Below are 21411 nucleotides of genomic sequence, written 5' to 3'. Positions count from 1 at the left end.
AGGCAATGAAGCAAAGCAGCAGGTGGGGCACGAAGTGCGTGAACGCGGTTGCCGCAGTGCTGGCGACCGGGGGACTGATGCCGGCGTTGGCCCGGGCCCAGGCGGCCGATCCGAAGCCGTGGCAGCTGAACATGGGCAAGGGGGTGACCCAGACCTCACGCCTGGCCTGGGAATCGAACAATCTCTCGTTGATCATCTGCACGGTGATCGGCGTCATCGTGTTCGGCGCGATGGCCTATGCCATCTTCAAGTTCCGCAAATCCAAGGGCGCGGTCGCCGCCACCTTCAGCCACAACACCAAGGCCGAAGTAATCTGGACGGTGATCCCGGTGATCATCCTGATCGTGATGGCCTGGCCGGCCACCGCCAACCTGATCAAGATGTACGACACCCGCGATGCCGAGATGACGGTGAAGGTCACCGGCTACCAGTGGATGTGGAAGTACGAATACCTCGGGGAGAACGTCACCTTCACCAGCCGCCTGGACCGCGAGTCCGACCGCGTGCGGCAAAGTGGCATCGTGCCGACCCGCGAAAGCCATCCGCACTACCTGCTGGATGTCGACAACCGCCTGGTGCTGCCGGTCGATACCAAGGTGCGTTTCGTCATCACCTCCGACGACGTGATCCACGCCTGGTGGGTGCCGGCGCTGGGCTGGAAGCAGGACGCCATCCCCGGCTTCATCAACGAAGCCTGGACCCGCATCGAGCAGCCCGGTGTCTACCGCGGCCAGTGCGCCGAGCTGTGCGGCAAGGACCACGGCTTCATGCCGATCGTGGTCGAGGCGGTGTCCAAGGAGGACTTCAGGAAGTGGCTGGCGCAGCGCAAGCCGGCGCCGCCCGCCGAGCCCGCCACGCCTGCGGCACCTGCCGAACCGGCTGCACCGGCGGGCGAGGCACCGGCTGCGCCTGCTGCTGCCGAAGCGGGCAGCGCGCCTGCCAGCGCGGCCAGCGGAGCGTGATGTAAAGCCCGCGGCCGCTCGCGGCCGTGGTGACAACCGATTCTGAGAGGTGTTTTGCAATGGCGCACTCGGCAGTTGGGCACGACGATCACCATCACCACCAGAGCTTCTTCGAGCGTTGGTTCTTCTCGACCAACCACAAGGACATCGGCACGCTGTACCTCGGTTTCAGCTTCATCATGTTCATCATCGGCGCGGCGATGAGCGTGGTGATCCGCGCCGAGCTGGCGCAGCCGGGCCTGCAGTTCGTCAAGCCCGAGTTCTTCAACCAGATGACCACCGTGCATGCGCTGGTGATGATCTTCGGTGGCGTGATGCCGGCCTTCGTCGGCCTGGCCAACTGGATGATCCCGCTGCAGATCGGCGCGCCGGACATGGCGCTGCCGCGCATGAACAACTGGTCGTTCTGGTTGCTGCCGGTGGCTTTCAGCCTGCTGCTGCTGACCCTGTTCCTACCCGGTGGTGCGCCGGCGGGTGGCTGGACGCTGTATCCGCCGCTGTCGCTGCAGGGCGGCTACAACGTGGCCTTCAGCGTGTTCGCCATCCACGTGGCCGGCATCAGTTCGATCATGGGTGCGATCAACATCATCGCCACTGTGCTGAACATGCGCGCGCCGGGCATCGACCTGCTGAAGATGCCGATCTTCTGCTGGGCCTGGCTGATCACCGCCTTCCTGCTGATCGCGGTGATGCCGGTGCTGGCCGGTGCGGTGACCATGCTGCTGACCGACAAGTTCTTCGGCACCAGCTTCTTCAACGCCGCCGGTGGCGGTGACCCGGTGATGTACCAGCACATCTTCTGGTTCTTCGGGCACCCCGAGGTCTACATCATGATCCTGCCCGCCTTCGGCGTGGTCAGCGAGATCATCCCGACCTTCAGCCGCAAGCCGCTGTTCGGCTACCAGGCGATGGTGTACGCCACCGCCGCGATCGCGTTCCTGTCGTTCATCGTCTGGGCCCACCACATGTTCACCGTGGGCATGCCGCTGGGCGGCGAGATCTACTTCATGTTCGCCACCATGCTGATCTCGATCCCGACCGGCGTGAAGGTGTTCAACTGGGTCAGCACCATGTGGCGTGGCTCGCTGACGTTCGAGGCACCGATGCTGTGGTCGGTGGCCTTCGTCATCCTGTTCACCATCGGTGGCTTCTCCGGCCTGATGCTGGCGATCGTCGCCGCCGACTTCCAGTACCACGACACCTACTTCGTGGTCGCCCACTTCCACTACGTGCTGGTGACCGGTGCGGTGTTCGCGCTGATTGCAGCGGTGTACTACTGGTGGCCGAAGTGGACCGGGCGGATGTACAGCGAGAAGTGGGCCAAGGTGCACTTCTGGTGGTCGATCGTGTTCGTCAACCTGCTGTTCTTCCCGCAGCACTTCCTCGGCCTGGCCGGCATGCCGCGCCGCATTCCCGACTACAGCGTGGCGTTTGCCGACTGGAACCTGATCAGCTCGATCGGTGCGTTCGGCATGTTCGTCACCCCGTTCATGATGGCCGCGATCCTGCTGTCGTCGCTGCGCAGCGGTGAGAAGGCCGAAGCACGCAGCTGGGAAGGTGCACGCGGGCTGGAGTGGACGCTGCCGTCGCCGGCACCGGCGCATACCTTCACCACGCCGCCGACCATCCGCCCGGGCGATCTGGCGCATGACGACATCACGCATTGAGGTGGGGCATGCATAACGAGAGCCCACTGCAGACCTGTAGAGCCGAGTCATGCTCGGCTGACGTGGAGCAGCCGAGCATGGCTCGGCTCTACAACAGCCCGGGCGACGCCCCGGAAAACGGCATCGAACAGCAGCGCCAGCGCGCCAGGCGCACGGCGATGTGGGTGGGCGCCATCGCGGTGCTGGTCTACGTCGGCTTCATCCTCAGCGGGGTGATCGGCCGATGAGCGAGGCACCGGCCAGCACGCGGTCACCCAGTGCCGGGCTGCCGCGCCTGATCGGCGTGGCAGTGGCGGTGTTCCTGCTGACCTTCTCGCTGGTGCCGCTGTACCGCATTGCCTGCGAAAAGGTATTCGGCGTGCGCCTGGAACGCGGCCCGGGTGGTGAAGCCAGTACGGGTGCTGCAGCTGGCAAGCGCACCGTGCGGGTGGAGTTCGATGGCGGCGTCAATTCGCGCCTGCCGTGGTCGTTCCATCCCGAGCAGCTGACCATGGATGTGGTGCCCGGCGAACTCAACGAGGCGCTGTACTTCGCCCGCAACGACAGCCAGCAGGCGGTGGTCGGCAGTGCGGTGCCTTCGGTGGCGCCGGCGCGTGCCTCGGGCTTCTTCAGCAAGACCGAATGTTTCTGTTTCACCGCGCAGACGCTGCAGGCCGGCGAGAAGCGCGACATGCCGGTGCGTTTCATCGTCGATCCGGACCTGCCGCCGGAGATCAAGACGATCACCTTGTCCTACACCTTCTACCGCAACGACGCGCTGTCCGATCGGCTGGCCCCGGCCGCCACCTCGGACGGCGCGCACGCCGCACCCTGACCCGGATACCGACATGGCCCAGACACCGACCGACGCCAACGTGTACTTCGTCCCGGCCCAGAGCAAATGGCCGTTCGTGGGCTCCATCGCGATGATGGTGACCATGGTGGGCGTAGCCAGCTGGCTCAACGATGCCAGCTGGGGGCGCTGGACGTTCTACATCGGTATCGCGATGCTGGTGCTGACATTGTTCTGGTGGTTCAGCGACGTGGTGCGCGAATCGCAGGCCGGCAACTACAACCAGCAGGTCGATGGCTCGTTCCGGATGGGGATGATCTGGTTCATCTTCTCCGAAGTGATGTTCTTCGGCGCCTTCTTCGGCGCGCTGTTCTACACCCGCAACCTGGGCCTGTCGTGGCTCAGTGGCGAAGGCCGCGGGGTGATGACCAACGAGCTGCTCTGGCAGGGCTACTCCGCCGGATGGCCGACCAATGGCCCGGCGGCGATCGGTGGTGCCTTCCAGACCATCCCGGCGTGGGGCCTGCCGCTGATCAATACGCTGATCCTGCTCACCTCAGGCGTGACCCTGACCATCGCCCATCACGCGTTGAAGGCCGGCAACCGCCGCCAGCTGCTGATCTGGCTGGGCCTGACCGTGGTGCTTGGCCTGGGCTTCCTGACCCTGCAGGCGGAGGAGTACATCCACGCCTACAAGGAACTGAACCTGACGCTCGGCTCGGGCATCTACGGTTCAACCTTTTTCATGCTGACCGGCTTCCACGGCGCGCACGTGCTGCTGGGCACGATCATGCTGATCGTGATGTGGCTGCGTTCGGCCAAGGGACACTTCACCCGCGACAACCATTTCGGTTTCGAAGCCGCCGCGTGGTACTGGCACTTCGTCGACGTGGTGTGGCTGATGCTGTTCCTGTTCGTCTACGTGCTTTGACCGCGCACGCATCGGTGGCCTCAGCCGCCGACGCCGTGCGGCTTGATCCAGCCCATGTAGATGCTCACGATCACCAGTACGATCAATGCCACCGACACCGCGATGCGACGTGTCAGCGCGTTGACCGTGCGCTTGGTCTGGCCGCGGTCGACCAGCAGGTAGTACAGGCCGGCGCCCAGATTCCAGACGATGACGATCAGAAACGCGATTACCAGCAGGGTCTTCAGCGAATCACTCATGCGCGGCTCGAGGGCAGGGTGGATGTGCCTATCTGACCGCGTTTGCGCGGACTTGTCATGATGCGCCAGCACACGCGCGTGTTCGGATGGCTGCTGGCCGTGCTGGCGATGGCCGGATTCACCGCATTGGGGCTGTGGCAGCTGCAGCGCATGCATGCCAAACAGGCAATGTTGGATGCACAGGGTCCAGCCGTGGCTCAGACGCTGTCGCTGGCCCAGGCGCTGGCCGCACCGGGCGCGTTGCATGGCGTGGCCGACCATGGCCGCTTCCTGCCCGGCGTGGTGCTGCTGGACAACCAGATCCGGCATGGCCGCGCCGGCGTGAAGATCTATCGCCCGTTCCGCAGTGACGAGGGCAGCGTGCTGCTGGTCGATCTGGGCTGGCGCGCGCTGCCGCCGGATCGCACGCTTCCGGAGGTGCCGTCGCCGCCTTCGCCGGTGGCCGTGCGCGGGCTGCTCGCGCCGCCACCGTCGGCGGGACTGGTGCTGGGGCCGGCATTTTCTGCCACCAGTGAGGCGGGGCGCTGGCTGGCCAGCCGGTTGCCGGCCGAGGGCATGGCCGCAGCACTGGGTGTGCCGGCGTTGCCGGAACGGGTCCTGCGCCTGGACCCGGCGCTGCCCTTCGGCGATGAGCGCGACCTGGACCTGCTGCCGAACACGCTGCCGCCGCAGCGCCACCTGGGCTACGCCGTGCAGTGGTTCGGCCTGGCCCTGACCGTGCTGGTGGTCGTGCTGGTACTGGAGTGGCGCAGGCGACGTGCTGCCTGGTAGTGCCGGCCGCTGGCCGGCAACCCCCGCATTCCTGGATGCCGGCCAGCGGCCGGCACTACCGCGGCGTCACACCCGCATCCCTCACCCAACCATGAGAAAATGCCCCGCATGAACACTGCTACGTCCCCGCAGGCGCGCGGCTCCGGCCGCCGGACCCTGGTGCTGCTGTTTGCCGTGTTCTTCGGGGCGATGGCGCTGGCCGCGGTATTGCGCTTCTCCGGCTGGCAGCCCACCGGGCACCGCAATGCCGGCCAACTGCTGAAGCCGCCCGTGGACCTGCGCCAGCAGACGCCGACCCTGGCCAGTGGCCAGCCCTATCCTTGGAACCCCGAGGCCCGCACCTGGCGCCTGCTGGTGGCACCGGCCGGTGCCTGCGACGCGCAGTGCGTCACTTTGTCGCAGGGACTGGGCAAGGTGTGGCAGCTGTTCGGCCATAACGCCGATAATGTCGAGATCCTGTGGCTGGGTACGCCACCGGCGTCGATCGCCTCGCTGCCCGCGCTGCGGCCGCTGGCTCCGTCGCCAGCCCTGCGCGCGGCGTTGCCGGGCGTCGATGATCCGGCGGGACTGCCGGTCTACGTGATCGATCCGAACGGCTTCGTGATCATGCGCCATGCCCCGGGTTCCGACCTGGGTGGCCTGCGCAAGGACATGGCCACGTTGCTGAAACTGAAGTGAGTCCCGTTTGATGAGCCTTTCCGCGCGTCCGGCGCTGCACCGCAATTTCCACCGCCTGGCGTGGTTCGCCATGATCATGACCGCGAGCACGATCATGTTCGGCGCGTTCGTACGCCTGTCCGATGCCGGCCTGAGCTGTCCGGACTGGCCGACCTGCTATGGCCAGGCCACCTGGCCGCAGCACGTGGAAGAGACCATCGGCCACCCGGCGGCGGAGATCCGCCCGCTGGAGACCCACAAGGCCTGGCGTGAGCAGGTGCACCGCTTCCTGGCCGGCGCGCTGGGCATCGAGATCCTGACCCTGGCCCTGCTGGCCACGCGCAAGCGGCGATTCGGAAGCACGGCGGTGGTGACCGCCTGCGTGCTGGTGGCCGCCGGCATACCGCTGTACATGATGGGCTGGCATGGCACCGCCAGTACCTTGGCTCTGATCGGCGAGGCGATCCTGCTGATCGCCGCGCTGCGCTGGAGCAACATCGACTTGGCACGCGCTGCACTGCTGACCCTGGCGGTGGTGATCTTCCAGGCCCTGCTGGGCATGTGGACGGTGACCCTGCTGCTCAAGCCCATCGTGGTGATGGGGCACCTGCTGGGCGGCATGCTGATGTTCGCGCTGCTGGCTTGGATGGCGTGGCGTGCCACGCACATGCCGATCACCCTGGCCGAGGCGCCGAAGCTGAAGTGGCTGCTGCGCATCGGCCTGGCCGTGCTGGTCACCCAGATCGCCTTGGGCGGCTGGGTCAGCGCCAACTATGCGGCGCTGGCCTGCGGCGGTGGCAGCGCCTCGCTGGACAACTTCCCGCGCTGCGCCAACCAGTGGTGGCCGCAGCACAACTTCGTCGAAGGCTTCACGCTGTGGCGTGGCATCGGCGTGGATTACGAAGGCGGCGTGCTCGATGGCGCCTCGCGTATCGCCATCCAGATGGCCCATCGCCTGTTCGCCGTGGTGGTGGCCGTCTACCTGCTGTGGCTGGGCGTGCGCCTGTTCCGTTTGCCGAGCATGCGCGGCTGGGCCAGCGCGCTGATCGCGCTGCTGGTGCTGCAGGTCACCCTCGGCATCCTCAATGTGAAGCTGGCGCTGCCGCTGGAAGTGGCGGTGGCCCACAACGGCGTGGCCGTTGCCCTGTTGTTCGTGCTGGTCAGCCTGCTGGCCCGCCTGCGCGCCCCGGACTGACTCCATGTTTTCCAATTACCGCCAGTACTGGGACCTGACCAAGCCCAAGGTCGTTGCCCTGATCGTCTTCACCGCCCTGGTCGGCATGGTCCTGGCAATCCCGGGCGTGCCCAGCTGGGAGCAGGTGCGCGCCGGCGTGCTCGGTTTCCTCGGCATCTGGCTGGCGGCCTCGGCCGCAGCCGCCATCAACCAGCTGCTGGACGCGCACATCGATGCGCAGATGGCGCGCACCTCGTGGCGTCCGCTGGTGGTGGGCAAGGTCAAGCCATGGCAGGTGCTGGTGTTTGCCGGCGTGCTGATCGTGCTGTCGATGACCATCCTGGTGCTGTGGGTGAACCTGATCACCGCCGTGCTGACCTTCGCCTCGCTGATCGGCTACGCGGTGATCTACACCGTGTACCTCAAGCGTGCGACCTCGCAGAACATCGTCATCGGTGGCCTGGCCGGCGCGATGCCGCCGATGCTGGGCTGGGCGGCGGTGACCGGCATGCAGGGCTCGTCGGACTGGGCGTACTCGTCGCTGCTGGTGCTGATCATCTTCATCTGGACCCCGCCGCACTTCTGGGCGCTGGCGATCTTCCGCCGCGAGGACTACGCCAAGGCGGAGATCCCGATGCTGCCAGTGACCCACGGCGTGGTGCACACCCGCAAGCAGATCATGGTGTATTCGGTGGTGCTGGCGCTGGTCTGCCTGTTGCCATACCTGGTGGGCATGAGTGGTGCGTTCTACCTGGGCGGCGCGATCGTGCTCAACGCCGTGTTCCTCTGGTACGCCTGGCGCATGCTCAACCCGCCGGATGAGCTGTTCTCGATGAAGATGTTCTATTACTCCATCGTCTACCTGATGGCGCTGTTCGCGTTCCTGCTGGTGGACCACTGGATCCTGCCCTGGTTGTAAAGCGCCACCTGTAGAGCCGAGCCCATGCTCGGCTGAGGGGTGGTTGGAAGAGCAGCCGAGCGTGGGCTCGGCTCTACACTTGATCTCTTCCAGCGGCGTCGCCATTGCTGTTCCTGACCGCAAAGGAAAGGAGCGAGCAGGGATGCATACGATCTTCCGTTGGACCACCGCGCTGATTCTGGCGCTGGGCATGGTCGTGACCGCGCATGCCGACGACACCGTCGCGCAGATCCGCCAGCATGCCGGTGAGCATCGCATCCTAGTTCTGGGTGAGTTCCACGGTACCCGCGAGACGCCGCTGTTGGTACGGGAGCTGATGGAGGCCTACGCGGCCGATGGCACGCCGGTGCGGTTGGCACTGGAGCTGCCGACCGACGAGAACGCCGCGCTGGCGACCTATACGGCGTCTGCCGGCACAGCCGAGGCGCGCGCTGCATTGCGTGGCACGACGTATTGGAACGTCCGTAGCCGGATGCATGACGGCCGTCGCAGCGAGGACATGCTTGAGCTGATCGAGGCGGTACGCGTGCTGCGCAGCCAAGGGCGCGACGTGCAGGTGTTCGGCTTTGATCGCGTGCTTCCCGCCGACATGGCCGGCACTGGTACGCGTGACCGGGTGATGGCCGAAGAAGTAAGGGCGCGCGCGCGGGCACTGCCGAAGAACGGGCGGCTGCTGGTGCTGACCGGCAACGTGCATGGCATGCGTACGCAGCCGAAGATGATTGCGTACCCCCCGATGACGGCACTCCTGGAGGATCTGGACCTTTACAACGTGCGTATCGAGGCGCGTGGCGGGGAAGGCTGGGGCTGCACGGCACCTCAACGCTGTGGTGTACGTCCGCTGCCCAGTTACGACGGTGAGTCGCCCAGGCGGCACACTGCCGGTGACCGCAGTTTTGACCTGCAGGTATGGCTGCCGCGCTTCAGCGTGGCGCGGCTGCTGGACAGCGATTCGGTCTGGTGATCATCCACGTGCCATTCAACCGCCAGCCGAGCATGGGCTCGGCTCTACAGTAGATCCACGCCATGCGTGATGTTTTCCCGCAGCGGCCCACGCGCCCAGTAGATCCACGCCATGCGTGGATGATTTCCCGGATGGTCATGGCTTGCGCCGCGCATACCGCTGCGCGATCACGCCGCAGACGATCAGCTGGATCTGGTGGTAGATCATCACCGGTAGCACGATCGCGCCGAGGCTGCCGCCGGCGAACAGCACCTTGGCGATTGGCACGCCGGTGGCCAGGCTCTTCTTCGAGCCGCAGAACACGATGGCGATCTCGTCCTCGCGGTTGAAACGCAGGCGACGCGCGATGAAGGTGATCAGCGGCATGGCGATGCCGAGCAGCACGGCAGCCACCACGGCCACGGCCAGCAACGAAAGCAGCGGCGTCTTGCTCCACAACCCTTCGGTCACCGCCTCGCCGAACGCCGAATACACCACCAGCAGGATCGTGCCCTGGTCGGTGTAACGCAGCAGCGCGCGCTGCTTTTCCACCCAGCCGGCAATCCACGGCCGCAGCAGGTGGCCGGCCACGAACGGCACCAGCAGCTGCAGCATGATGCCGCCGATCGCGTGCAGCGGGTCGTGCACGCCGCCGGAGGTGCCCGCCAGCGCGGTCAGCAGCAGCGGGGTCAGGAATACGCCGAGAATGCTCGACAACGAGGCACTGCACACCGCTGCGGGCACGTTGCCATGCGCCATCGAGGTGAACGCGATGGACGACTGCACGGTGGAGGGCAGGGTGCACAGGAACAGCACGCCCAGGTACAGCTCCGGGGTCAGCAGCCAGCCCGATAGCGGCTTGAACATCAGCCCCAGCAGCGGGAACAGGAGGAAGGTGCAGGCCAGGATGGTCAGGTGCAGCCGCCAGTGCAGCATGCCGCCAATGATCGACTCACGTGGCAGGCGCGCGCCATGCAGGAAGAACAGTGCAGCGATGGCGACGGTGGTGACATCGTCGAGGACGATGGCGGCGGCGCCCTTCATCGGCAGCAGGGAGGCCAGGCCGACGGTGCACAGCAGGGCGAGGGTGAAGTTGTCCGGTCGCAGGCGCGACCACCAGCGGGTCATGGTGGGCAGAGTCCTTGGTGCGGAGGGTTCAGGGCGAGGTGACCGGCGTGGCCAGGCGTTGGCGGGTGGCGGCTTCCAGCGAGGTCAGGCCAGCACGCTGGCCCAGCTGAAGGGCCTGTTCGGGGCTGGCATGTTCGTAGCGTGCGTTGACCAGGCCGAGCACGGCGCCGGCGCGGTTGCCGGACGCACAGTGCAGCAGCACAGGCCCCTGGCTCTGCCGCAGGGCCTGGTGTACGGCGCGCACGTTGGCGGCATCGAGCCCGTCGGCACCGGCCACCGGAATGCGCACGTAGCGCAGGCCCAATGATTCGGCGAGGCGGGTTTCGTCGAAACCCCGGTCCTCGCCGGGCTGGCGCAGGTCGATCACGGTGCGCACCCCCTGCGCGGCAAGTTCGCGCAGTTGTGCGGCGGAGGGCTGGCCGCCGGCATACAGGCCCGGGCGGACTTCCCTGAGCGGGCCATCTGCGGCCAGGGCCGCCAGTGGCGGGCAGAGCGACAACAACAGCAAGCAGGTCAGGCGCAGAAGCATGGTCCTCTCCGTGAAAACGTTCTGCCGCTACAGGCGCAGTCCGGCGCGCGCCTTCAGCAGCTCGCGCAGTTCGTACTTGTCAGTATCATCCAGGCCCTGCTGGCGCTGCTTTGCCAACAACTCCTCCAGGCGTTGCACCAGCAGCTGTTTCTCCAACTGGGCCACAGCATCGTGCAGTTCCTGGGTCCAGCTGGCCTCGGTGCCGGGCAGCGTCTGAGCGGCCAGCGTATGCAGCGACGCCTGTTCCTCGCGGCCGTCGAAGTGTTCCAGCAGGGCGCCGGTGCTGATGTCCGGGCGCTGTTCGACCAGCCCCAGCAGTTCCAGCAGCAGTTCCACACCGGGCAGGCGAAGGCCCTGGAAGTGGTGCTGGCCGCCCAGGGTCAGCGCCAGTGAGGGCTGCTGCAGCAGCACAGCGATCGCGCCTCGCACCAGGCTGCGCCTGGCCACCGGCTGGATCGCCCGCTGTGGCTGGCGTTGCGGCATCGGCGCGCGCACAGACGGGGCGTTGCCGCCGAGCCCGGTCAGCTGCGCCAGCTGCTGCTTCATCAGGTCGCCGAAGGCACCGTCGGGAATCTGCGCCAGCATCGGCTTTGCGCGTTCGGCCAGGCGCGCCCTGCCGTCCAGCGTGCCCAGGTTGATCTCGCGGGTCAGTTCATCGAAGAAGAACTGCGACAGCGGCGTGGCCTGCTTCAGGCGCTCGTTGAAGGCCTCGGCGCCTTCCTTGCGCACGATGGTGTCGGGGTCTTCGCCATCGGGCAGGAACAGGAAGAAGGCCTGGCGGCCATCCTTCATGCGCGGCAGCACCGACTCCAGCGCCTTCCAGCCGGCGCGGCGGCCGGCGGCGTCGCCGTCGAAGCAGAAGAACACGTCCGGTGCGTTGCGGAACAGCAGCTCGGCGTGGTCCGGCGTGGTCGCCGTACCCAGCGTGGCCACCGCCTGGGTGACCCCGAACTGGAACAGCGAGACCACGTCCATGTAGCCCTCGACCACGATCAACCGCTCGATCTTCTGGTTGGCCTGGCGCACCTGCCACAGGCCGTACAGTTCGCGGCCCTTGTGGAAGAGCGCGGTTTCGGGCGAGTTGAGGTACTTGGGGCCGTCGTCCTTCTCGAACACGCGCCCGCCGAAGGCGATCACCCGGCCACGACGGTCGAAGATCGGGAACATCACCCGGTCGCGGAACTTGTCGTAGACGTGGCCGCGATCATTCTTGGAGAACAGGCCTGCGCGGTCGAGCAGCTTCATGCGGCGCTCGTCCTTGCCCAGCGCATCGCGCAGGCCGCTGTAGCCATCCGGTGCGTAGCCGATCTGGAAGCGCGCGCGGTTCGCTTCGTCCACGCCACGGCTTTCCAGATACGCGCGTGCCTTCTCGCTGCCTTCCAGATTCTTCTGGAAGAACTTGGTAGCGGCGTCCAGCGCCGAGTACAGCTCGCGGCTGTCGTCCTGCTGCTGGGGGCTGCCCGGGTTTTCGTTGCGCGGTACTTCCATGCCGGCACGCTTGGCCAGCTCATCCACCGCGTCGAGGAACTCGAGGCGGTCGTAGTTCATCAGGAAGCTGATCGCGGTGCCGTGCGCGCCGCAGCCGAAACAGTGATAGAACTGCTTGGTGGGCGAGACCGTGAACGAGGCCGAGCGCTCGTCATGGAACGGGCAGCGCGCGGCGTACTCCTTGCCCTGGCGCTTCAACGGCACGCGGCTGCCCACCACCTCGACGATGTCGGTGCGGGCGAGCAGGTCGTCGATGAAAGCGTCGGGGATACGGGCCATGGGCAACAGGGCAGGGCGCGGTGCAGGACCACGCGACGGAACCGGGGGCGGTCGGCCTAGTTTACCCCCTGTCGGGCACCTGGCTGGCGGTTGCCGGATCGATGCCGGCTGCGGCCAGGTGATGGCGCGCGCGCAGGCGCTCATCGATCACCGCCGTCATCAGGGCGCCAACGAAGAACACGACGGTGGCGTAGTAGATCCAGACCAGCGAGATCACCAGCGCACCCATCGAGCCGTAGGCACTGCCGGGGGCCACGGTGGCGATGTAGACGCCGATGCCGTAGCGGCCCAGTGCGAACAACGCCGAGGTGATGGCACCGCCGATGAAGGCCTGGCGCCAAGCCACGCGGCGGTCGGGCAGGTAGTGGTACATGAAGGCGAACCCCACCGCGTACAGCAGCAGGCTGGTGACGTAACCCAGCGCGGGGAGGATCGAGGGCAGTTGCGCGAAGGCCACCTGCAGTACCGTGGTGGCTGTCATCGACAGGATCAGCAGGAAGCCCAGGGCCAGCACCACGCCGAACGAGAACACGCGCTTGCGCAGCCAGGCCTTGAGGCCCTCCAGGCGCTCGCCGCTGGTGCGGAAGATGAGGTTCAGTGCGTTCTGCAGCTGCGCGAACACGGCGGTGGCGCCCACGAACAGCAGCAGCGTGCTCCACAGCCCTGCCAACGAGCCGACGTCGGGCTGGTTGTCGGCGTTCTTCAGGACGGTCTCGGCCACGATCGCAGCACTGCTGCCGGCCACCGAGCTGATCTGGTCGACCAGCGCCTGCTGTGCCGGCGGGTACAGCGAAGCGGTCAACCACAGCAGCAGCACCAGCAGCGGTGCCATCGACAGCAGGGCGTAGAACGAGACGGAGGCTGCCTGGGTCAGCACGTCGACGTCGATGAAGCGCTTGGCCACCGCCATCGGAAAGCTGTCCTGCAGGCGCTTGAGATACTTGTGCAGGGACACGGGAACGTTGAGCTCGGGTTCAACCATGTGTGCGGTTTTAGCAGGCGACCGACGAAGGTGCGGTGAAACGGGTACATCAATGGGGTCAGAGCCCTTTCGCGTTGCGAAAGGGATCCGACCCCGTTGCCGGATTACGCCAGCTGCTGCTTGACCAGCTTGGACACCAGGCCCATGTCGGCCTGGCCAGCGAGCTTGGGCTTCAGGGCGCCCATCAGCTTGCCCATGTCGGCCGGGCCGGAGGCGCCGGTCTCGGCGATGGCGGCCTGGATGGCGGCCACGATCTCGGCTTCGCCCATCTTGGCCGGCAGGTAGGCTTCGATGACCACGATCTCGGCGCGCTCGATCTCGGCGAGGTCTTCGCGGTTGGCGGCTTCGTACTGGCTGACCGAGTCCTTGCGCTGCTTGACCATCTTGTCGAGCACGGCGATCACGGCGGTGTCGTCCAGCTCGATGCGCTCGTCCACTTCGCGCTGCTTGATGGCGGCATTGATCAGGCGGATCACGCCCAGCTTGTGCTTCTCGCCCGCCTTCATGGCGGCCTTCATGTCTTCGGTGAGCTGCTGCTTCATGCTCATGAGGAACCTCGTGGTGGTAGGTGGGGCGGGGCGGATGCCCGAACCCGGAAACGCAAAAAGCCGGCGACGCTCGCGCGTGCCGGCTTCGGCTCCATCGCAACGGGCAGGCCCGCCGCGATGAAGATGCGTCCGATCAGTACAGGCGCTGACGCTTGGTGACGTCGCGCGACGAGCGGCGCAGCTGACGCTTCACAGCAGCGGCGGCCTTGCGCTTGCGCTCCTGGGTCGGCTTTTCGTAGAACTCGCGCTTGCGGGTTTCGGCCAGCACACCGGCCTTTTCGCAAGTGCGCTTGAAGCGGCGAAGAGCAAACTCGAAGGGCTCGTTCTCGCGGACTTTGACGCTGGGCATGGAATCTCCGGGACACAGTAGAACCGGGTCACGCCCGGCGAGCCGCACATTATAGCGGCGAATCGACAAACTGCAAGCGGCCAACCCTGAATACGGGCCGGCGGTTCGAAAGCAGTGAGATCTGCACGCTCCCCGAGGGGACGGCAGGGGCGTCATAATAGCAGGCATGCGAGTCCTTGGCATCGAATCTTCCTGTGATGAGACCGGCGTGGCGGTGTATGACACCGACCTGGCCGGCAGCGCAGCCCTGCGCGCCCATGCGGTCTACAGCCAGATCGCCCTGCACGCCGAATACGGTGGCGTGGTGCCCGAGCTGGCCAGCCGCGACCACGTCCGCAAGCTGCTGCCGCTGGTGCGCCAGACCCTGGCCGACGCCGGTCTGGGTGTAGGCGATATCGATGGGGTCGCCTATACGGCCGGTCCCGGCCTGGTCGGCGCGCTGCTGGTGGGTGCGGGCGTGGCCCGATCACTGGCTTGGGCGCTGGAGGTCCCGGCCGTCGGCGTACACCATATGGAAGGGCACCTGCTGGCACCGCTGATGGAAGACGACCCGCCGCAGGCCCCGTTCGTTGCGCTGCTGGTGTCCGGTGGCCATACCCAGCTGGTGGCGGTGGATGCGATCGGCCAGTACCGGCTGCTGGGCGAAACCCTGGACGATGCGGCTGGCGAGGCCTTCGACAAGACCGCCAAGCTGATGGGCCTGCCGTACCCGGGCGGCCCGCAGCTGGCCAGGCTGGCCGAGCAGGGCACGCCGGGCGCGTACCGCTTCGCGCGGCCGATGACCGACCGCCCGGGGCTGGATTTCAGCTTCTCCGGCCTGAAGACCCAGGTCCTGATGGCCTGGCGCGACAGCGACCAGAGCGAGCAGACCCGCGCCGATATTGCCCGGGGCTTTGAGGACGCGGTGGTCGAGACCCTGTCGATCAAGTGCGAGCGCGCGCTGGAAGCGGCCGGGACGAACGTGATCGTGGTTGCCGGCGGTGTAGGTGCCAACAAGCGCCTGCGCGCCCGCCTGCAGCAGATGGCCGAGCGCCTCGGCGGCCGCGCCTGCTTCCCGCGGCCTGCACTGTGCACCGACAACGGCGCGATGATCGCCTTCGCTGGCGCGCTGCGGCTGCAGGCTGGCCAGCACAGCCCGCCGAAGGTGGATGTGACCCCGCGCTGGGACATGGCGACCCTGCCGGCGGTGTGAACCGATAGCGTCGGGCCATGCCCGGCGGACGCATTACCGATGCACTGCCAACGGCGACGCCGCCAGTACGGTTGTCGCCCGCTCATGGCGCTGCAGCCAGCCCAGGGTGTGTGGGCAGCGGGCATGGATCAGCCGCCCGATCGCGGCCAGGTCGGCGCCGATGTCGCGCTCGAGGATGGGCTCGTGATGGGCGATGCGGTTGCGCAGGTGGCGGATGCGGCCAATATCCGCGTGGATGGCTTTCCGGATGACACTGGGGTGGGCGCAAGGCGCATGGCGCAGGACTCCGCTGAGTGCCGGTATCCACAGCGTGGAATCGAAGCGACATGTGAATAGCTGCTGCCAGAACACCATAGGCAGGTTGGCGACGATTTCAGGTGTATCGCTTGCGCGACTGGCAAGTTGTTCCAGTGCCGTGCGTGGAGAAGTACTGGACGAAGTTGGCAGCCTGCGTCTGAAGGCATCATTCCAGGGCCAACGTGGACCGTGCTGCCGAACAAGAACCATTGCCGCGGCGTTGCGGGTGACCACCTCGCACAGATGGACCGGCATCATCAGTGCACTGCACAGCCGCATGTTCCAGAGGTAGAGGGATTCGGCTGTGACGTCGGGGCCGCAGGTCGATGCGATTCTCTCGTAAGTAGACAGACGCTCCGCTGACAACGCGCGCCGCAGTACATCGTATGGAGCCATCGTCATGTGCGGTGGTGAAGGAGGGATCGATGTTCGCGAGAGTGGGCGGCGGCGACCATCAGGGAACGTCCTTGTCCGCGCGGCTGATTTTCTGCGTTTTGCCTCGGACGAATACCTGACCTGTCCTGTCGGATTTGGCCTTGACCGGCGATCTGGTCCTTGCCTAATCTGCGTGCCTGCGCCACCGGGACTCGCGGCTGGATTCCAGCTCCCCCTGGGGACAAACGGTAGTACCAAAGGGCCCCGCTAGCGGGGCCCTTTGTCTTTTCCGGGCCCGCCCCGTGCCGGCCATCCATCGCCCGTTCCGGGCAGGCTCACCGCCGTGCCGTTACCATGGCCGCCTGTATTCGGGCGGGTAAGCGCAATGGACAAGGTTTTCATCGAGGGGCTGACGATCGACGCCCTGATCGGCATCTACGATTGGGAACGACGGATCCGCCAGGACCTGGTGTTCGATCTGGAAATGGGCTTCGACAACCGTCGCCCCGCGGCCACGGACGACATCGCCCATACCCTGAACTACAAGGCGGTGAGCAAGCGCCTGGAGCAGTTCGTGCGCGAGTCGGAGTTCGGCCTGGTCGAGACGCTGGCCGAGCGCTGCGCGCAGATCGTGCTGGACGAGTTCGACGTGAAGTGGCTGCGCCTGAAGCTGAGCAAACCGGGCGCGGTGCGCGGCGCGCGCGCGGTGGGCGTGATCATCGAACGCTCGCGGGACTGACCCGGTAAATCCGGCTGACGGCGGGAAACCCCGGTAGTGCCGGCCGCTGGCCAGCAACCTTGGCAACAACGAAACAGACAGGAGACAACTGATGGTGGATGCGGTGGTGGCGGTACAGTGGCTGGAACGGCTGCAGAACACACTGGAACCCTATCCCGGCGCCTACCTGGCGTTGATGATCTCGGCGCTGCTGATCGCGGCCGGCCTGGCCAACTGGGTGACCAAGCGCATCCTGCTGCGTGGCCTGCGGCGCCTGCTCAGCCGCCTCCCCGGCGCTGACACCGGCCGCGGCAGCCATCTGATGCGGGTGATCTCGCGCCTGTCCAACGTGGTGCCCAGCCAGGTGATCGCCTCAGGCATCCGCATCGTGCCGGACCTGCCGCCGGGCCTGGTCAGCTTCATCATCGGCGCCTGCCAGGCGTGGGCGATCCTGACCGTGGTGCTGGCCATCTCGCATGCGCTGGATGCGGCCAACGATTTGTACGAGCGCCGCCCCGAGGCACGCAACAAGCCGATCAAGGGCTACCTGCAGGTCGCCAAGATCGTCCTCTTCGTGATCGCCGGCCTGTCGATCGTTGCCACCCTGGCGGGCGTCGACCTGCGCTATCTGGTCACCGGCCTGGGCGCGGCCACGGCGGTGCTGATGCTGATCTTCCAGGACACCATCCTGTCGCTGGTGGCCAGCGTGCAGATCAGCGGCGATGGCCGGGTGCGCATCGGCGACTGGATCGAGATGCCCAGCCAGAACGCCGACGGCGACGTCATCGACATCGCGCTGCACACCATCACCGTGCAGAACTTCGACAAGACCATCACCACCATCCCGACCAAGAAGCTGGTGACCGAGTCGTTCAAGAACTGGCGCGGCATGCAGGAAGCTGGTGGCCGCCGGATCAAGCGCGCGCTGTACCTGGACCAGCACAGCGTCGGCTTCCTGGACGAGGGCGACCTGGCCTTCCTCGGCCAGTTCGCGCTGCTGCGCGACTACCTGCGCGACAAGGAACAGGAACTGGGGCAGTGGAACGGGCGCCTGCGCGAGCAGGGCATGGCCGAGGTCAACAGCCGCCGGGTGACCAACCTGGGCACGTTCCGCGCGTATGTGGAGCGCTACCTGCGCAGCCATCCGGGCATCCATACCGACATGACCCTGCTGGTGCGGCAGCTGCAGCCAACCACCGAGGGCCTGCCGCTGGAGCTGTACTGCTTCACCCGCAGCACCGCCTGGGGCGAGTACGAGGCCGTGCAGTCGGACATCTTCGACCACCTGCTGGCGATCCTGCCAGCCTTCGGGCTGCGCGTGTTCCAGGCGTCCAGCGACGCCATGTTGATGGCCGGGCAGCGCCAGTTGGCCGGCTCGGAGTAAGCTGCGGTGGCCCCGGCGGAGCCATACGGACCCCGCTGGTGGCTGAAACTGAATGAAGAAACCTCTCGCCAAATGGCTCGGGATCGCTAGAATGCCGGGCTTGTAAACGTTTTCATCAAGGACTGCCGGTGGCCTCCGAACGCATCGAATCCCTCATTGCCCAGATGACCGTCGAGGAAAAGGTCGGCCAGCTGGGTGTCTTCGCGGACATGGTCCGCCCGTTCGCCCCGGACGTGAACCCGGAAGCCAACGTGCGCAATGCCGACCAGGTGCTGCAGCAGGTGCGCGAGGGCAAGGTCGGCTCGCTGTTCAATGGCGTGGGCGCCGAGCTGGGCCGTCGCATCCAGCAGGTCGCCACCGAGGAGAGCCGCCTGGGCATCCCGGTGATCCTGGCCGCCGACGTCATCCACGGCATGCGCACCGTGTTCCCGATTCCGCTGGGCGAGGCCGCCAGCTTCGAGCCGGACCTGGCCGAGCGCACCGCGCGCGCCACCGCCATCGAGGCCACGGCCGCTGGCCTGCACTGGACCTACGCCCCGGCCGTGGATATCGCCCGCGACCAGCGCTGGGGCCGTGGCGCCGAAGGGGCCGGTGAGGACGTGGTGCTGGGCTGTGCGTTCGCCGCCGCCCGCGTGCGCGGCTTCCAGGGCAGCGACCTGCGCGCCGCCGATTCGCTGCTGGCCACGCCGAAGCACTTCGCCGCCTACGGCGCGGTGATGGCCGGCATGGAATACAACATGGTGGACATCTCGCCGCAGACCCTGCGCGACGTGCACCTGCCACCGTTCAAGGCCGCCTTCGACGCCGGCGCGATCACCGTGATGTCCTCGTTCAATGACATCAACGGTGTGCCGGCCAGTGCCAACGCTGAACTGCTGACCGACATCCTGCGCGGCGAATGGAAGTTCCCGGGCGTGGTGATCTCCGACTACACCGCTGACATGGAGCTGGTCGCCCACGGCTATGCCGCCGACGACCGCGATGCCACCGCCAAGGCGTTCACCGCCGGCCTGGACCTGAGCATGCAGAGCGGCTTCTATGCTGAGCACCTGCCGGGCCTGGTCGAGAGCGGCGAGGTGCCGATGGCGGTGCTGGATGAGGGCGTGCGGCGCATCCTGTGGCTGAAGGAAACCATCGGCCTGTTCGACGACCCGTACCGTTCGCTTGACCCGGCACGCGAAGCCGATACCTCGTACCTCGACGCGCATGACCAACTGTCGCGCGACGCCGCGCGGCGTTCGATCGTGCTGCTGAACAACCGCGACAACGTGCTGCCGTTGCAGAAGACCGGGCAGAAGATCGCGCTGATCGGCCCGTTCGTGCAGGACCGCGAGAACATCGAAGGCTGCTGGACGCTGTTCGGCGACAAGCAGCGTTACGTGGACCTGGAGACCGGCGTGCGTGCCGCCATCGGCGACGAAGCGATGCTGGAAATCGTGCCGGGCTGCGAACTGGAAGCGGCCATTCCGGGCGGTACCGAAGCGGCGGTGGCTGCCGCGCTGCGCGCCGATGTGGTGGTGCTGGCGCTGGGCGAACCGCAGCGCTACAGCGGCGAAGCACAGTCGCGCGTGGAGATCACCCTGCCGCCGGCACAGCAGGCGCTGGCCGAGGCCGTGGCGATGACCGGCAAGCCGCTGGTGGTGCTGCTGCGCAATGGCCGCGCGCTGGCGCTGCAGGGCGCGGTGCGCAATGCACAGGCTGTGGCGGTGACCTGGTACCTGGGCACGCAGACCGGCCATGCCGTGGCCGATGTGCTGTTCGGCGACTACAGCCCGTCCGGCCGCCTGCCGGTCAGCTTCCCGCAGGTGTCCGGCCAGCAGCCGTACTTCTACAACCACCCGCGCACCGGTCGCCCGGAACTGCCAACGATGTCGGAGTTCAAGGCCCGCTGGCGCGAGATTCCGAACGAACCGCTGTACCCGTTCGGCCATGGCATCGGCTACACCACCTTCGCCTACGGCGTGCCGCAGCTGAGCACTGCACAGCTCGGCTGGGACGACACCCTGACCATCACCACCACGCTGACCAACACCGGCAGCGTTGCTGGCGAAGAAGTCGTGCAGCTGTACATCCACGACCGTGTGGCCAGCCGCGTGCGTCCGGTGCGCGAACTGAAGGACTTCCGCAAGGTGGCACTGCAGCCGGGCGAGTCGACCGACGTGGTGTTCACCCTGACCCGCGAGCAGCTGGCGTTTACCGGCCGCGACGGCGTGCTGCGTGCCGAGCCGGGCCTGTTCGACCTGTGGGTGTGCGCGTCCTCGGCGGCTGGCGAAGCGGTGCAGTTCGAACTGCTGAAGGCCTGATTGAAGAAAAAGGGGACGGAGGGGATTAAGTCGTTAGTGGCACAAACGACTTAATCCCCTCCGTCCCCTTTTTGTTGCCGTCACTGTGGCGGCGCTACCATCGGGCCTCCTGTTTCGATGGAGTGCGCGCATGCGCCGGATGGCCTACCTGATTCCCGCCCTGATGCTGGCCGCCTGTTCGCAGCCGGCGGCACCGCCGGCCGAGCCTGCGGCGGGTGCGCCGCCGCCGATGGAGGCCAGCGCGGCAGCGACGCCTGCCGCTGAACCGACAGCGCCGGCTGCTGGCCCCGCCGACTTAGCACCGCACGCACCGGCAGCCGAGGCGCCCGCCGAGGATGCGCGTGCGCGCATCGAGTCGCTGCTTGGCGATGCCGCGCAGTTCGAGAAGGTCTTCAATGCGTTCAAGACCGCCGTGGTCGGCGGGGATCGCGCTGCGGTGGTCGAGGAAGTGCGATTCCCGTTGAACATCAGCGGCGGAAAGAAGATCTCCGGCCCCGGAGAGTTCCAGCGCAACTACGAGAAGATCATCACGCCGGAGGTGGTCAAGGCAGTGTCCGGGCAGGACTTCGGCAAGGTGTTCGTCAACCAGCAGGGCGTGATGATCGGCAGCGGCCAGGTGTGGTTGAGCGGCCAGTGCCTGGACCAGGCCTGCACGAAGACCGAGGTGAAGGTCATCACCATCCAGTAAACGCAGACGGCCACGCGTGCGGGGCCGTTTGGCAGGGTAGTGCCGGCCCCAGGCCCGCAACCCCCCGCTGCCCGTACGTACCACGTGCCGGCGCGCGGCCCGCCCAACCGGGGCCT

The 21411-nt window shown here is 66.7% G+C and carries 23 protein-coding genes; 15 read left to right on the top strand and 8 right to left on the bottom strand.

What is annotated here, in order from left to right; genetic code table 11:
- Nucleotides 1-5: 5 nt before the first annotated feature.
- From coxB to VG543_RS20350, 5 genes are read left to right on the top strand one after another with little or no spacing between them, the layout of a single operon-like run.
- Nucleotides 6-962 carry a cytochrome c oxidase subunit II gene (gene coxB / locus VG543_RS20370; protein WP_423179224.1) on the top strand — a complete coding sequence of 319 codons (957 nt, stop codon included), beginning with the start codon at nt 6-8 and terminating at the stop codon, nt 960-962.
- 59 nt (nt 963-1021) lie between these two features.
- The gene (ctaD, locus tag VG543_RS20365; RefSeq protein WP_111102237.1) at nt 1022-2629 is read left to right on the top strand and encodes a cytochrome c oxidase subunit I; all 1608 of its coding nucleotides are present in this window, start codon (nt 1022-1024) and stop codon (nt 2627-2629) included.
- A gap of 8 nt (nt 2630-2637) precedes the next feature.
- Complete coding sequence (locus tag VG543_RS20360) at nt 2638-2856, top strand: hypothetical protein (protein WP_111102238.1); 219 nt, start codon at nt 2638-2640, stop codon at nt 2854-2856.
- Nucleotides 2853-3443, top strand: a complete 591-nt coding sequence (locus VG543_RS20355) for a cytochrome c oxidase assembly protein (RefSeq protein ID WP_053498717.1) — start codon at nt 2853-2855, stop codon at nt 3441-3443. Before VG543_RS20360 ends, VG543_RS20355 begins: the two co-directional genes overlap by 4 nt.
- A 13-nt stretch (nt 3444-3456) precedes the next feature.
- A complete protein-coding gene (locus VG543_RS20350) occupies nt 3457-4332 on the top strand; it encodes a cytochrome c oxidase subunit 3 (RefSeq protein WP_251103143.1) in 876 nt (291 codons plus the stop codon).
- Between the two features lie 20 nt (nt 4333-4352).
- On the opposite strand, the gene VG543_RS20345 is transcribed toward VG543_RS20350, so the two are convergent.
- Nucleotides 4353-4571: a twin transmembrane helix small protein gene (locus tag VG543_RS20345; RefSeq protein ID WP_049416782.1), complete on the bottom strand. Its 219-nt coding sequence runs from the start codon at nt 4569-4571 to the stop codon at nt 4353-4355.
- A gap of 57 nt (nt 4572-4628) precedes the next feature.
- Between VG543_RS20345 and VG543_RS20340 the strand changes: the two genes are divergently transcribed.
- From VG543_RS20340 to VG543_RS20320, 5 genes are all read left to right on the top strand, one after another.
- Complete coding sequence (locus tag VG543_RS20340; protein WP_312543272.1) at nt 4629-5342, top strand: SURF1 family protein; 714 nt, start codon at nt 4629-4631, stop codon at nt 5340-5342.
- A 108-nt stretch (nt 5343-5450) separates the two neighbouring features.
- A complete protein-coding gene (locus VG543_RS20335) occupies nt 5451-6020 on the top strand; it encodes a hypothetical protein (RefSeq protein WP_005415005.1) in 570 nt (189 codons plus the stop codon).
- Nucleotides 6021-6030: 10 nt separating this feature from the next.
- A complete protein-coding gene (locus tag VG543_RS20330) occupies nt 6031-7194 on the top strand; it encodes a COX15/CtaA family protein (RefSeq protein ID WP_019662221.1) in 1164 nt (387 codons plus the stop codon).
- 4 nt (nt 7195-7198) lie between these two features.
- A complete protein-coding gene (gene cyoE, locus VG543_RS20325) occupies nt 7199-8092 on the top strand; it encodes a heme o synthase (RefSeq protein WP_005407798.1) in 894 nt (297 codons plus the stop codon).
- A 142-nt stretch (nt 8093-8234) separates the two neighbouring features.
- Nucleotides 8235-9056 carry a calcium-binding protein gene (locus VG543_RS20320; protein ID WP_423179178.1) on the top strand — a complete coding sequence of 274 codons (822 nt, stop codon included), beginning with the start codon at nt 8235-8237 and terminating at the stop codon, nt 9054-9056.
- A 135-nt stretch (nt 9057-9191) separates the two neighbouring features.
- Here VG543_RS20320 and VG543_RS20315 read toward each other — a convergent pair whose 3' ends face one another.
- The 6 genes from VG543_RS20315 to rpsU all read right to left on the bottom strand — a co-directional run bounded on the left by VG543_RS20315 (nt 9192) and on the right by rpsU (nt 14338).
- Entirely contained in the window at nt 9192-10163 is a 972-nt protein-coding gene (locus tag VG543_RS20315; protein WP_049453414.1) for a bile acid:sodium symporter family protein, read from the bottom strand.
- 28 nt (nt 10164-10191) lie between these two features.
- Nucleotides 10192-10692 (bottom strand): beta-lactamase hydrolase domain-containing protein, encoded by a 501-nt coding sequence (locus VG543_RS20310; RefSeq protein ID WP_423179177.1) that lies wholly within the window; start codon nt 10690-10692, stop codon nt 10192-10194.
- A gap of 27 nt (nt 10693-10719) precedes the next feature.
- Nucleotides 10720-12459: a DNA primase gene (gene dnaG / locus VG543_RS20305; protein ID WP_423179176.1), complete on the bottom strand. Its 1740-nt coding sequence runs from the start codon at nt 12457-12459 to the stop codon at nt 10720-10722.
- 61 nt (nt 12460-12520) lie between these two features.
- Complete coding sequence (locus VG543_RS20300) at nt 12521-13441, bottom strand: YihY/virulence factor BrkB family protein (protein ID WP_019662215.1); 921 nt, start codon at nt 13439-13441, stop codon at nt 12521-12523.
- A gap of 104 nt (nt 13442-13545) precedes the next feature.
- A complete protein-coding gene (locus VG543_RS20295; RefSeq protein ID WP_005415013.1) occupies nt 13546-13989 on the bottom strand; it encodes a GatB/YqeY domain-containing protein in 444 nt (147 codons plus the stop codon).
- Between the two features lie 133 nt (nt 13990-14122).
- Nucleotides 14123-14338 (bottom strand): 30S ribosomal protein S21, encoded by a 216-nt coding sequence (gene rpsU, locus VG543_RS20290; protein WP_002808376.1) that lies wholly within the window; start codon nt 14336-14338, stop codon nt 14123-14125.
- A 166-nt stretch (nt 14339-14504) separates the two neighbouring features.
- Between rpsU and tsaD the strand changes: the two genes are divergently transcribed.
- A complete protein-coding gene (tsaD, locus tag VG543_RS20285) occupies nt 14505-15530 on the top strand; it encodes a tRNA (adenosine(37)-N6)-threonylcarbamoyltransferase complex transferase subunit TsaD (RefSeq protein ID WP_058981476.1) in 1026 nt (341 codons plus the stop codon).
- A 33-nt stretch (nt 15531-15563) separates the two neighbouring features.
- Here tsaD and VG543_RS20280 read toward each other — a convergent pair whose 3' ends face one another.
- The gene (locus VG543_RS20280) at nt 15564-16229 is read right to left on the bottom strand and encodes a hypothetical protein (protein WP_021202940.1); all 666 of its coding nucleotides are present in this window, start codon (nt 16227-16229) and stop codon (nt 15564-15566) included.
- A 358-nt stretch (nt 16230-16587) separates the two neighbouring features.
- Here VG543_RS20280 and folB point away from each other — a divergent pair, with 358 nt between their 5' ends.
- From folB to VG543_RS20260, 4 genes are all read left to right on the top strand, one after another.
- Nucleotides 16588-16941: a dihydroneopterin aldolase gene (folB, locus tag VG543_RS20275; RefSeq protein WP_005415016.1), complete on the top strand. Its 354-nt coding sequence runs from the start codon at nt 16588-16590 to the stop codon at nt 16939-16941.
- A gap of 91 nt (nt 16942-17032) precedes the next feature.
- Nucleotides 17033-18304 carry a mechanosensitive ion channel family protein gene (locus VG543_RS20270; RefSeq protein ID WP_134731197.1) on the top strand — a complete coding sequence of 424 codons (1272 nt, stop codon included), beginning with the start codon at nt 17033-17035 and terminating at the stop codon, nt 18302-18304.
- 128 nt (nt 18305-18432) lie between these two features.
- The gene (locus tag VG543_RS20265; RefSeq protein WP_171953318.1) at nt 18433-20607 is read left to right on the top strand and encodes a glycoside hydrolase family 3 N-terminal domain-containing protein; all 2175 of its coding nucleotides are present in this window, start codon (nt 18433-18435) and stop codon (nt 20605-20607) included.
- A 130-nt stretch (nt 20608-20737) separates the two neighbouring features.
- A complete protein-coding gene (locus tag VG543_RS20260; protein WP_423179175.1) occupies nt 20738-21295 on the top strand; it encodes a hypothetical protein in 558 nt (185 codons plus the stop codon).
- Nucleotides 21296-21411: the final 116 nt, after the last annotated feature.

It is taken from the genome of Stenotrophomonas sp. CASM101, assembly GCF_049384845.1.
GTDB lineage: Bacteria > Pseudomonadota > Gammaproteobacteria > Xanthomonadales > Xanthomonadaceae > Stenotrophomonas > Stenotrophomonas hibiscicola.
Note: the sequence above shows the minus strand (reverse complement) of the source record. Positions and strands in the feature narration are given on the sequence as shown.